This is a genomic window from Providencia sp. PROV109, from assembly GCF_033681625.1.
Taxonomy (GTDB): domain Bacteria; phylum Pseudomonadota; class Gammaproteobacteria; order Enterobacterales; family Enterobacteriaceae; genus Providencia; species Providencia hangzhouensis.
Genome location: NZ_CP096320.1, coordinates 4,403,857 through 4,416,768 on the forward strand (window position 1 = coordinate 4,403,857; position 12,912 = coordinate 4,416,768).

At 41.4% G+C, this 12,912-nt stretch carries 10 protein-coding genes; 1 reads left to right on the forward strand and 9 read right to left on the reverse strand.

What is annotated here, in order from left to right:
* Positions 1-45: 45 nt before the first annotated feature.
* Positions 46-1,107, reverse strand: a complete 1,062-nt coding sequence (locus M1F25_RS20500) for an NAD(P)H-dependent flavin oxidoreductase (RefSeq protein ID WP_181488851.1) — start codon at positions 1,105-1,107, stop codon at positions 46-48.
* 209 nt (positions 1,108-1,316) lie between these two features.
* Here M1F25_RS20500 and M1F25_RS20505 point away from each other — a divergent pair, with 209 nt between their 5' ends.
* Positions 1,317-2,315, forward strand: coding sequence for a serine hydrolase domain-containing protein (locus tag M1F25_RS20505; protein WP_181488853.1), 999 nt, complete (start codon positions 1,317-1,319; stop codon positions 2,313-2,315).
* A gap of 66 nt (positions 2,316-2,381) precedes the next feature.
* On the opposite strand, the gene M1F25_RS20510 is transcribed toward M1F25_RS20505, so the two are convergent.
* From M1F25_RS20510 to M1F25_RS20545, 8 genes are all read right to left on the reverse strand, one after another.
* Complete coding sequence (locus tag M1F25_RS20510) at positions 2,382-3,878, reverse strand: insulinase family protein (RefSeq protein ID WP_228677355.1); 1,497 nt, start codon at positions 3,876-3,878, stop codon at positions 2,382-2,384.
* A 169-nt stretch (positions 3,879-4,047) separates the two neighbouring features.
* Positions 4,048-4,746 carry a HAMP domain-containing protein gene (locus tag M1F25_RS20515; RefSeq protein ID WP_036958595.1) on the reverse strand — a complete coding sequence of 233 codons (699 nt, stop codon included), beginning with the start codon at positions 4,744-4,746 and terminating at the stop codon, positions 4,048-4,050.
* A gap of 193 nt (positions 4,747-4,939) precedes the next feature.
* Positions 4,940-5,944: a dipeptide ABC transporter ATP-binding subunit DppF gene (gene dppF / locus M1F25_RS20520; protein WP_004262626.1), complete on the reverse strand. Its 1,005-nt coding sequence runs from the start codon at positions 5,942-5,944 to the stop codon at positions 4,940-4,942.
* Positions 5,941-6,921, reverse strand: coding sequence for a dipeptide ABC transporter ATP-binding protein (gene dppD, locus M1F25_RS20525; protein WP_094960799.1), 981 nt, complete (start codon positions 6,919-6,921; stop codon positions 5,941-5,943). The genes dppF and dppD overlap by 4 nt, the downstream gene beginning before the upstream one ends.
* A 12-nt stretch (positions 6,922-6,933) precedes the next feature.
* Positions 6,934-7,836 carry a dipeptide ABC transporter permease DppC gene (gene dppC, locus M1F25_RS20530; RefSeq protein ID WP_004262633.1) on the reverse strand — a complete coding sequence of 301 codons (903 nt, stop codon included), beginning with the start codon at positions 7,834-7,836 and terminating at the stop codon, positions 6,934-6,936.
* Positions 7,837-7,846: 10 nt separating this feature from the next.
* Positions 7,847-8,866, reverse strand: coding sequence for a dipeptide ABC transporter permease DppB (gene dppB, locus M1F25_RS20535; protein WP_004262635.1), 1,020 nt, complete (start codon positions 8,864-8,866; stop codon positions 7,847-7,849).
* A 168-nt stretch (positions 8,867-9,034) separates the two neighbouring features.
* On the reverse strand, positions 9,035-10,642 hold the full coding sequence (dppA, locus tag M1F25_RS20540; RefSeq protein WP_004262639.1) for a dipeptide ABC transporter periplasmic-binding protein DppA: 1,608 nt from the start codon (positions 10,640-10,642) through the stop codon (positions 9,035-9,037).
* A 619-nt stretch (positions 10,643-11,261) separates the two neighbouring features.
* Positions 11,262-12,848, reverse strand: coding sequence for a ShlB/FhaC/HecB family hemolysin secretion/activation protein (locus tag M1F25_RS20545; protein ID WP_181488855.1), 1,587 nt, complete (start codon positions 12,846-12,848; stop codon positions 11,262-11,264).
* Positions 12,849-12,912 lie beyond the last annotated feature (64 nt).

Consider the following 12,912-nt stretch of genomic DNA (forward strand, 5'->3'; position numbering starts at 1 on the left):
AACTTACTGGGGCGGTAAGACAAACCGCCCTACCACTGTTTAAAACTAGCGTTTCATTTCTTCTGCCAACGTTCTAACCAATAAAGACGCAGACATCTCACGAGCTTTCGCCACATTCTGCCCCGCCCAATATGCCGCAAACTCATCACTACCTAACTTCATTGCTGCTGCATTGAGCTGCTTACCAATATCATAAACCAATGGATAATCAGGTAATTGACTTGTCTCATAGCCGTTACCTGCTCGAATAAATTGATTAATAATCCCTCTCGCTGGGCGCCCTGAAATAGCAGAAGTTAGTTGAGTGTGATCCGCTGTTTGCGATTTGATCTTAGCCCGATAGCCTGCGTTCGCGGCAGATTCAGGGCAAAGCAAAAATGCAGTGCCTAATTGAGCGGCAGCAGCACCGCACTCTAAAGCCCTATTGATATCTTGCCCATCCATTATGCCACCCGCTGCAATCACAGGTAAATCAATATGTTGAGAGATTAACGTCACTAATTCATAAGTGGTGAGTTCTTCATCTAAAACTTGCAAATCAAACATGCCTCGATGCCCTCCCGCTTCAATACCTTGTGCAACAACAGCATCAATTCCAGCCAATTCAATTTGTTGTGCTTCTTGTAAATTCGTTGCCGTCGCCATGGTATAAATACCATGTTGTTTCAATTGCTGTACCACCTCGATGGATGGAATATTAAAATGAAAACTCACTACTGCAGGTTTTGTTTCAAGTAACATAGATAACATTTCTGAGTTATCTAAAAAAGTGTGATAAATTTCATTGAGATAGGTAGGAGGAGTCTCATTAAATTGAGCGAAATAAGGCGCTAAATACTGGCTCCATGCCAGTTCATTATCAGGATGACGTTTCGCAGGTAAATGGCAGAATAAATTGACATTGAATGCTTTACTTGTCAGTGCTTGTGTTTGAGTAATCAATTGGCGAGCTTGTTCTACTGAATTTGCGCCTAGGCCTAGTGAGCCAAGCCCTCCAGCTTCTGAAACCGCAGCGGCTAGCGCCGGAGTAGAAACTCCCGCCATTGGGGCTTGTATAATGGGATAACGCAAACCTAACCGTTGTAGAAATATATTCGAGCTATTCATGTTATTTCCTTTACTTCAATGTCTGGGTACATTTTATGTTCTTATATTGAGGATAAACATAGCACCAAATTTATATAAAAAGAAAAAACACTTGCCATTGTGTCATCGCCATATTGTCACTTTAAGCGCATTTAAAGCGTACAGGGATCGTATAGATATGATTAAGATGCCATATATCCTCATCTTAATCATTCAATAATGAGATTATTATGACCACCTCTATTCAACAACTCGAAAATTTAACTTGTGGCATCGTCCTTTACTATCATAATCAAAGCAAAAATAGCGTGGGTGCCTTCTGTGCTAGAGGAATGGATATTGAAGGTAGGCCTCTTACTGTTGATACACCACTACGAATTGCCAGTAATACAAAGACATTTACCGCAGCTGCAATTTTACGTCTTGCTGAAATGGAAAAACTCAGTATTGATGATGCAATATCTGAATATATTGACCCTCAATATAATACGCTACTCAGTACCCAATATAATACTCACGCTATCACTATCCGCCATTTACTGGAGCACAGTAGTGGCCTGCTAGACCATGCAGATGGAGACTATCTAAAAGCCGTTCTCAAACAACCTAACTATGTTTGGAGCCGAACAGAACAAATCGAAATGTACATGCGTAAACAATTTCCAACGTTTTCGCCTGCAAAATCCTTTATCTATTCAGATACGGGTTATATTTTGCTCGGTGATATTATTGAACGGATTACGGGGCAATCTCTTGGCCTAGCTGTTAGGGAGCTTTTGCATTTCGATTCTATTGGTCTCGAGAGCGCATATTGGGAGTCATTAGAACAACCGCCGCAAATCGCAGCACCACGGGCTCGTCAATATTTAGGTAAATTGGATGGAACACATATTCATGCTTCCATGGATACCTATGGCGGTGGGGGTTTAGTTATGTCCTCGAAACAAATGGCGATATTTCTAGAAGCGCTGTTTGAGGGAAATATTTTTTCATCACCGAACACGCTAAAGACGATGCTTAGTATGGGCTCTCACGAAGGTGCAGAACTTTACCGATTAGGCATTATGGTGAATGTGGTCAATGGTATCACCCTGTATTCCCATTTAGGCTTTTGGGGATCTGTAGCCTATTACGCACCAGAAGCAAAAATCAGTGCGGCAGGATTTGTTGATGACAGAGAGTCGCGAGAGACTCTAATTCGCGTTATTGAATCGCTATTAAGCCAATAACATTAATGAAAAGGTAGCCACTGAATCATTCAATGACTATCTTTTCATATATCTATCTTTTCATGCTTATTGTGAGGTGTGGTTTTCTTCTGCTGGTGCAGCAGGAGCCGCTTCTGTTGGTACTGGCGCAGCAATTTGGGGCCATAATACCTTGGTAAATTTCTGGCGAATTTGTTCTGCATCCATCATTTGTTTATCTTTTGGCTGCGCTAATACAAACGCTGCCTCTTGAGATAATAACCGACGGGCTTCCATATTCACCTGTTCAAGGCTTTGTGACGCCAAGAAAGATTGCCTTAACCGCTGGTATTGTTCAGGAGCAATGTCAACCACCCCATTTTGTTGAGAAATCAAACGTTGGCTAATCAAAACATCAGTACTCGTACGCGCATAGGCTGCAAATAGTTGCGATAACTGCACTTGTTTTTCTTTAAGCATATCGTCAAATAGCTCAGCAGCAATACCATTTTGGTTAATCGATGCAAGCTCACTCGCAACAATATCCGTTACCGCTGCCATTTTTTCAGGTGCTGCTGTCACCGTTAACGTACAACTGGCTTTCTGATATTGCACACGACAATCTAACCCCGGAACAACTTCTCCTTGATTAAATTTTTGATTGAACGCTTTTTGCAAAGAACGATAAACCGCTTCACGTGCTAAATCGCTCGACCAATAACGCAATAAAACATTTGAGTCTTTAATGGGGAGCCAATCAATATCCCAAATTAATGAAAGCGTATCCTGTGCAGGCTGTTCCTGTAAAATATCAATAGATTGTGGTTTTACCGCCGATAGTACTGCAACAGAAACAGGTTCAGAGCGCCTACCTTCTAATGATGAGAAAGTTTGTGAAATTGAATCAGATAACATTCGAGAATCAACATGGCCCGCTACATACAATGTCATGACGTCCGGTGTGTACCATTTTTGATAAAAAGAATTCACACTATCAAGAGCTACAACATCATTCGGTTTTTGGCCTGGGTCATACCCCATCATCGTCGACCCCTTTAAACGCGCTCGCCAAACGGGATCATTGGCATTTAAAGGAAGTGTTGCAACTGGGACATTTTGTGCTGTCAAACCATTATGTAATGTCGTTTCTGTATACTCAGCTCCTGCAACAGAAGTTGCTAACCAGCTGAGTGCTTGCTTAATTAAGTCTGGGCGATTATTCGGTAAACTTAAGCTATAAATGGTGTAGTCATAAGAAACAACAGCGGGTGGAATTGGCATGTCAGGGTCTGTGGCCTGACGCCAGAAATCTTGTAATGTTGCTGTTGGAAATGCTTCAGTTTGATGAAGCAACGCCATTTTAGGAATGAGGTAACTGTACCCTTTTTCGCTCGCTTTTTCTGTTAATGAGCCTGTTTTAATTGCTAACCTAAGCTGGATACGATCATTAGGACGTTGCGGTGTTTGTAATAATTGCCAGCTAAAGCCATTTTCTAGCTTCCCTTGCTGCCATGCTGGATCAGGTTGTAAAGGCTCAGCTCCCGCTAAATACGCGACTGAGAATAATACAACACCAATGATATACCGAACTTTCAAGCCCTGCATGTAAACCCCTATGTGTTTTATATCTTTATATTTAACCGCAAATAGCAACAGATAAATTAACGAAAAACGTGAACTTATCGGGTTAAACGATATAGTTTGGCTTTATTCCATTTTTCATTGTTACCACTATAACGATATTAGACCATAAAGCTGAGTTCATGTTCATGACTTAATCTGATTTTTGCTGTTTTCTTTGACGGTTATACCCTTTTGCAAGTAAACCGAGCTCATCGTCACGATGATATTCAGACACAACAATTTGATTAACTTCAGAATTTGTCTGTAATTCAATTGCGATTTTACGTAGCGGCCTTATTATCATACGACTGACACACCACGTCATTCCAATAGCAATAATGAGTACCAACAATAAATAAGTTGTTGTCATCAAAGCAAGGGTATTTAGCGCAAATCGATAAACACGGTTAGGATCCACTTGTAATGTTAAATACCCTTGAGGCTTCGCTTGCAACACAACATTTCCATACGCATACAATGGTACAGTCATTTCGACAGGGATCCCCACAAAATGGGTAACCCAATTGGGTATCGGCTTCGGCGTTGCAAAGCTTAGGTTCATTACCGTTGTGCCATCAACAGTAATAATCGCGTTTCCCATAATGCCTGATGTCTTTAAGCTTATCAGCAGCCGTTTAACTTCATTAAGGTCGGAGCTTAGGAGGGAATCTGTTAATGGTTTTTGAATTTGCACTACAGCGTTACTGAGCTGGTCTAAATAATCTTGCTTACGTTGTTCAACTAAGTAACTGAATTGAATAGCTAAAAAAAGCGCAAGTGATAGTAGCGTAATCATAAAGAATACGACCATACTTTTTAATGTTAGTGAGCGTTGGACTCGGGTATTCATTTGGCCACAACCTTTCTAATCAAGCAGCTTTTTAAAGAAAACGGAAACATCAGTCAGTATACTTGATTTTATCCGTAAAAGAGTAGCTTAAAAAGAAAGATTGGGTATTTAGGACAAACAGCATGTTAAAGCGGCTTAAAGTGGCACTAGAATAAAAGACGGCAGAAAGTTAGCCTTTCCACCGTTTCACTCCTTAACTCACGACAACCGTTTGTTTTTCATCTTCATCAACCGCAAAACACGCAACTAACTGTTGGTTATATTCCTTCAATGTTGGTTGAAATTGAGTACACTGACCAAATGCTCTACGGCAACGCGCTGCAAATGCGCACCCCGGTGGTGGGTTTAAAGGACTTGGTAACTCTCCCGTTAACTTAATACGTTCGCGCCGAGCGTCTGGGTTCAACCTTGGTGTCGCTGATAATAACGCTTGAGTATAAGGGTGAAGAGGGTTATTAAAAATCTGCTCTTTTGTTCCTTTCTCCACACAGCGGCCTAAATACATCACCATGACTTCATCAGCAATATGCTCTACCACCGATAAATCATGTGAAATAAAGACATAAGACAAACCTAAATCTTGCTGTAAATCCATCATCAGATTTAATACTTGAGCACGAACAGAAACATCCAGTGCGGAAACGGGTTCATCTGCAACCACAATGTCAGGGTCAAGCATTAAACCACGTGCTATCGCGATACGCTGGCGTTGACCACCAGAAAACATGTGAGGATATCGGCTATAGTGCTCTGTTTTTAAACCCACTTTAGCCATCATCGATAATACTTTTTCCTTGCGCTGCTCTTTCGACAGTGAAGTATTAATCAATAACGGCTCTTCCAAAATTTGCCCCACCTTTTTACGTGGATTCAAAGAGCCATAAGGGTTTTGAAACACAATTTGGATTTTTTGGCGACGCAGTTTCTCTGCAGACTTATCTTTTACTAACAAGTTTTGGTCTTGGTAATACAACTCGCCCTCAGAAGGTTGCTCAATCATGGTTAATAAACGACCTAATGTCGATTTACCACACCCCGACTCCCCAACCACGGCCAGTGTTTTACCTCGTTCTAGCTCAAAAGAGACTCCATCCAATGCTTTTAAGGTTTTTTCAGCAGCAAAAACCCCTCTTTTGACGGAATAATATTTTTTCAAATCCACCGCTTTGAGCAATGGAGTGTGTTGTTTATCACTCATAATGTTGGCCTCCCCATATCATCCAGCGGCATATGGCATTTGACTTGGCGATCACCAACGGTTTGTAACATTGGCTCTTCTTGACGGCATTTCTCCGTTGCATACGGACAACGTGGGTTCAATAAACACCCTACAGGCCTATCGTATTTTCCGGGGACCACACCAGGAAGTGAGGCTAAACGGGATTTATTCGTCGCAAATTCCGGCAAGGCACGTAATAGCGCTTGTGTATAAGGATGGCGAGGATGTTTAAAAATATCACTTGCTTTGGCGGACTCCACCACCTGCCCCGCATACATCACAATAATATGATGCGCAGCTTCTGCCACTAAAGCGAGGTCATGCGTGATAAGCACTAATGCCATATTTTCTTGCTGCTGCAATTCCAACAATAATTCAATAATTTGGGCTTGAATAGTGACATCTAATGCCGTTGTCGGCTCATCCGCAATCAATAATTTAGGCCGGCATGCTATCGCCATAGCAATCATCACACGCTGGCTCATTCCTCCTGACAATTGGTGAGGATACACATCTAAACGTGATTGTGGGTCAGGGATACCCACCATGTCTAACAGGTCAATTGCCCGTTGCTTACGCGTACTTTTGCTGCCGCCTTGGTGGACTTTCAATGCTTCCATAATCTGATAACCCACCGTAAAACATGGGTTTAAACTGGTCATCGGGTCTTGGAAAATCATCGCCACATCGGCACCAACGATTTGCCGGCGCTCTTTTTCAGGGATTGACAGTAAATCTCGTCCATCAAATTGCAATGAATTCGCCATCACTTTTCCCGGGTAATCAATTAACCCCATAATAGCCAGTGAACTCACTGATTTACCTGAACCAGATTCCCCTACAATACCAACGACTTGGCCTTTATCAACGCTATAGCTGATGCGGTCAACGGCGCGAAACGGTGCCTTTTCGTCTCCGAAATGAACCGAAAGTTGTTCTACATTTAACAATGCCATTTGGTTACCTCATCACTGCTTGAGTTTTGGATCAAATGCATCACGTAACCCATCACCCATTAGGTTAAACGCAAGCACCGTCAATAAAATTGCCAGTCCAGGGAAAGTCACAACCCACCATGCGCTTTGTGCAAATTGCAGCACATCAGACAGCATCGTTCCCCACTCAGGAGTTGGTGGCTGCGCGCCCATTCCGAGGAAACCCAAAGCAGCCATATCTAAAATGGCATTCGAAAAACCTAAAGAGGCCTGTACAATCAATGGTGCCAAACAGTTAGGCAAAATATTCACGAACATTTGGCGTACTGCCCCTGCACCCGCAACACGAGAAGCCGTCACATAGTCACGGTTGACTTCGACTAAAACAGCCGCTCGTGTTAATCGAATATAGTGAGGTAATGCAACAAACGTCAAAGCAATCGAGGCATTAACAATCGAAGGTCCAAAAATGGCGACCAGTACCAAAGCTAATAACAAACTTGGCAATGCCAACATGATATCGACAACTCGCATAATTAATGCGTCAACGACACCACCAAAATAGCCAGCGATCACACCAATAGTGACCCCCATGATTAACGATAGCACAACCACTAAACAACCAACTAGCAGTGACAGGCGGGCGCCATACATTAAACGAGAGAGTAAATCACGCCCAACATCATCAGTGCCTAAAATAAACTGCCAACTTCCCCCATCTTCCCAAACTGGCGGAGCAAGTAAGAAATCACGAAATTGTTCATCTGGAGCATGTGGAGCTAATATACCTGCAAAAATCGCAATCAGTACCATCAGGATAATGTAGAACATCCCGACAACTGCTCCTTTGTTACGTTTAAAATAATGCCAAAATTCTTGTAATGGTGTCATCGGCTGTGGGGCGCTGACAACGGTTGGCTCAGTAGATTGAGACATTTAGCGCTCCTTATTTCTTATGACGAATACGTGGGTTTACAATGCCATACAGCACGTCGACCACTAAGTTTACGAAGATAATCAGTGTAGCAACCAGCAGAACTCCCCCTTGTACCACAGGGTAATCACGACGCTGTAGCCCTTCGATTAACCAGCGCCCTAACCCAGGCCATGAGAAAATAGTTTCTGTCAAGATAGCCCCTGCTAACATCACCCCAACCTGCAAGCCAATTACCGTAACAACGGGTAATAATGCATTACGTAGTGCGTGAATTAAAATTACGCGAGCGCGGCCAAGACCTTTAGCACGTGCAGTACGAATATAATCCTCTCCCAATACTTCCAACATTGACGAGCGAGTCATACGCACAATAACGGCTAATGGGATCGTACCCAAAACAATGGAAGGCAATATCAAGTGCTCTACCGCATCAATAAAATCGCCATCTTCACCCCAAATTAGGGTATCAATTAGCATAAAACCGGTCAGAGGCTGGGAATCATCAAGAAAAACAGTGTCACTCACTCGTCCTGCAACAGGGGTGAGGTCTAATTGCACCGACACTAACATGATGAGCATGATCCCCCACCAGAAGATAGGCATTGAGTAGCCTGTTAAAGAAAGGCCAATCGCAGTATGGTCAAAGATTGAACCACGTTTTACTGCGGCTAAAACCCCAACTGGGATCCCTACAGAAATTGCAAAAATCATGGCACAAGTTGCCAATTCCACTGTCGCTAAAAAACGGGGCAAAAACTCTTCCCATACACCGATGCGACTTTTTAAGGAAATCCCTAAATCACCATGAAATATCCCATTGATATAATGAAGATATTGTTTCCAAAGTGGCTGATCAAGCCCTAACTCTGCCATTAAATAAGCATGCCTTTCAGGGGATAGTCCCCTTTCACCGGCCATGATCATCACCGGGTCGCCTGGGATCATGTGGACAAAGGCAAAAGTCAATAATGTAATACCGATAAACGTGGGGATCACAAGCCCCAATCGTCGGAGGATAAATTGCAACATATCCTGAATCTCTTTAATAATGCCGTTGACGGCTCTTAGTCCGTTTGGCTACTCAGAAAATTGCTTTTCCGGGTGCTCACAAACAACTTAACTTCTCTGCTTCTTCTAGAGAAGAAAACGCCCTCCGCTCTAAACCAGCAACGAAGGGCATAGACAGATTAGATACGATTACTTCTCAATATCGACGTTTTCGAAGTGGTGCTTGCCTAATGGGTCAACCACATAGCCTTTGACTTCTTTACGTACGGGTTCAAACACTGTAGAGTGCGCGATAATGAGGGCTGGCGCCTGCTCATTCATCACAACTTGCGCTTGTTTGTACAGTTCGACTCGCTTGTCGTGATCTGCTGTTTGGCGCGCTGGTTGGATCAAGTTCTCAAAGCTTTCATTACACCATTTTGAGTAATTAGAACCTTGCTCTTTTGCTGCACAGCTAAACAAGGTTGCAAAGAAGTTATCAGGGTCCCCATTGTCACCCGTCCAACCCATCATTACTGTTTGTGGCTCACCATCTTTCGCACGTTTGAGGTACTCTCCCCATTCGTAGCTAACAACTTTTGATTTAACGCCAACTTTTGCCCAGTCTGCTTGGATCATTTCCGCCATACGGCGTGCATTTGGGTTATATGGTCGTTGAACAGGCATTGCCCACAGGTCAATTTCAAAACCATTCGGGAAACCCGCTTCTGCTAATAAGGCTTTGGCTTTTTCAGGATTATATTCGTAATCGTTTACCGCATCGTTATAGCCCCACATTGTCGGTGGGATAAGGTTTTTCGCTTTTTGGCCTGCACCTTGATAAACCGCTTCGATAATTGCATCTTTGTTCACCGCCATAGACAGTGCTTGGCGAACCTTTTGATTATCTAATGGTTTTTTCTCAACATTATAAGAGAGATAGCCGACGTTTAGGCCTGGTTGCTCCATTAATGTAATGTCTTTATCTTGCTTCATGCGCTCTAAATCAGCCGGATTTGGATATGGCATGACTTGGCATTCATTTTTTTGCAGTTTTGCATAACGAACGGAAGCATCTGGTGTGATAGAGAAGACTAAACGGTCAAGTTTAGGTTTTGTACCCCAATATTGGTCATTGGCTTTATAAAGAATACGAGAGTCTTTTTGGTATTGTTGCAGAACAAATGGGCCCGTTCCAATTGGGTTTAAGTCCACTTTCTCTGGCGTACCCGCTTTCAACATCTGGTCTGCATATTCAGCAGAAAGAATCGATGCAAAGTCCATTGCCATATCAGCTAAGAATGGTGATTCTGGGCGAGTTAATGTGATTTTTACTGTGTTATCATCGACTTTTTCAACTTTATCGATAATTTTATCCATATCCATTCCCATAAAGTATTCGTAGCTACCGCCTGAAACTTTATGATATGGGTGATTTGCATCTTTTTGGCGCATAAATGTATAAATCACATCATCTGCGTTAAGATCACGGGTCGGTTTAAATTCTTTGTTAGAGTGCCATTTGACACCCTTACGTAGATGGAAAGTGTACTCTTTACCATCATCACTCACTTCCCAGCTTTCCGCTAAACCCGGTTCAATTTCCGTTGTTCCTAATTTGAATTCAACTAAACGGTTATACAGCGGGATAGAGCTTGCATCATAGGTTGTTCCTGATGTGAACAACTGTGGGTTAAAGCCTTCTGGAGAACCTTCAGAACAGTAAACTAACGTTTTTGCCTGTACTGTTGCTGATACTGCTAATGCTGCCAATGTAAGTCCTACAGTCAGTAGACCTGTCTTTTTAATAGAGCGCATCTGTATGCTCCTATGGTGTTCATGTTGTTTTGCTTGATGTCTAGATCCGTCATAAAAGCGACAGATGTAGTATCTGTATTTTTTGTTATTCATTGTGCAATTAATCAACTGTCACTCACTTCGTCAATAGCCACATTTACGCTCCGCCCACAATTCATGTAACATATTAGAAACAATTAGCATTGCAATTTAGCTTAAAATTTCATAATGAAGTGCAAGATGCAGGTGTTATAACCATATAATTAGTAGTGAATAGGGTTTTATATCGAGGTTATTTATTTTTATATTTGTGATTAAGTGCTGAATTACTGAACGAATATAGTGCTTTTGTTGGCATGATACGAAATAAAACACTAGAGAGAATCGATGTGGAAATTATTTTAGTATGTAATTATTTAGTTTGTTTTTTATGCAAATAAAAAACATTCAACTGCTTTCAATAAACATAATTTTAACCAATTGATAACTTAAAGAATAAAATAATACTGGCTGTAGTTTGTATTCTTATTTTCCAAAGTACAGAATATGCTTTAATACCGATGATAAAAACTACAATTGCCTAATATTACCTAGGTCATTTTAAATAGATGCAATCACCTGCTTTAACCCTATGATTTAACTAATAATGAAATTTCATTTGAAGGCTCGAACTCATTGAATTTACCAATAGTCGATCAGTTTGCCAAACTGGCGCTTCTACAAATAAATGATATGACAAACTCCCAATTTGACCTTTAGCTCCGACTCTCCCTCCCAGCAATAGGTTTTCTTTCCAAAATGTGGCTCTATCATTTGATGTTGTTCCTAAACCTAACGAGGTATATAAAGCCATATGCGGCCATGGGCTCTGCCAGAGCACCTCGTTTTGTAGCTTTAAGCTATTATCCCCCATTTCAAGGTGCTCAGCTCCACCGATAAAACCACTAACACCTCCAAAACCAGTAAGTGATCCTTGGTCTAATAAAACATCTAGCTTGTCACGACTTAATTGCATATCAAATTGGCTTTGATATTGAAAAGGGGAGGCTTCCTTCATTGCTGAAGCCGAAATCTGTAAAACCTGTGGCTTATTTAAACCCGTAATTTGCTGTACATTGGTACCAAACCAGTTAGTTCCTTGTTTATACGTTAATGTAACTAAAGCACTTCCCCGTAAAAAATTGACCTGATGAGTTAACCCACCAATGATGTAATGAGCCAAGCGTTGTTGTGTTCGTAAGTGTAGGTCAGCCAAAAACGTGTCACTTTTTTGGCTTTCAGACCCTAGACTTAATGAAGTTACCGTTTTTTCTGTTCGTTTTAATAAATATTCGGCTTGTAGTAATAAGAAGCCGTTATGCTGCTGTAGTGGTAAAGCGACATCATTGCTGGTAATAACTGTTTTATTTTCCTGATACCCACTAAATATTGAAAACAACCAATATTGATAGGGGAGAGAGTAAAATAATATTGCTGATTTAATTTCAGTTTCTTCTGTGTTACTAAACTGACGGCTGATTTCTGAATATAAAAAATCACTTCGTAAAAAAGGATTGGCGACCATAAAAGTATGGCCAACAGTGCTACCGACTTGCCGAGAAATTGAGTGTGATTCAAAAGAAAGTGCACCTTGGAATTCGCGTCGGTGCTGGCCTACCACGACAATTTGCGTGGCATTCCCATAAGTATCATCAGGAATTAGTTTGATATGGAAAGGAAGTAAAGATGTATTTTGCAAATTGTACAAGCCTTGTTCAATTTGCCGTAAATTAAGCGTATCACCTAACTGGAAAGGAAATATGTGTGGTAATGATTTGTCTTCTGACTGCTCATTTTGATAAACCACAGAAGAAACCGTTCCTGCTATTATTTTTGCTTGCAAAATACCAAACAGAAAAGTTTGCTCAGGGTAATACAAGTAAGAGGTCAGATAGCCTGCATGAATTAACTTCGCCGTAATATCATCTGCATAATTGAGTAAGCCTTGTTCATCAATACATTGGCCCTCTATCTTTTGCCGCCATTTATTGACTTGGCTAACAGCTATTTCCTTAATCTGCTCAAGCCCAATGAAATGTACTTGGTTTATCATAATACAAGTAGATGGCATCTCAACAATACCATTTGGAGGCGCTATAGGCGCGCTATAAGCTTTAAAGCCAATAACGGTATAAAGACTTAATAAGAAGAAACAAAGAGGTATCGATAAAACGTTATTAACTTTCATTAACGAGTCCTTGTAATGAAAAAGCGTTTTTACCTAAAACAACATGAGTGAATCAGCTTATATA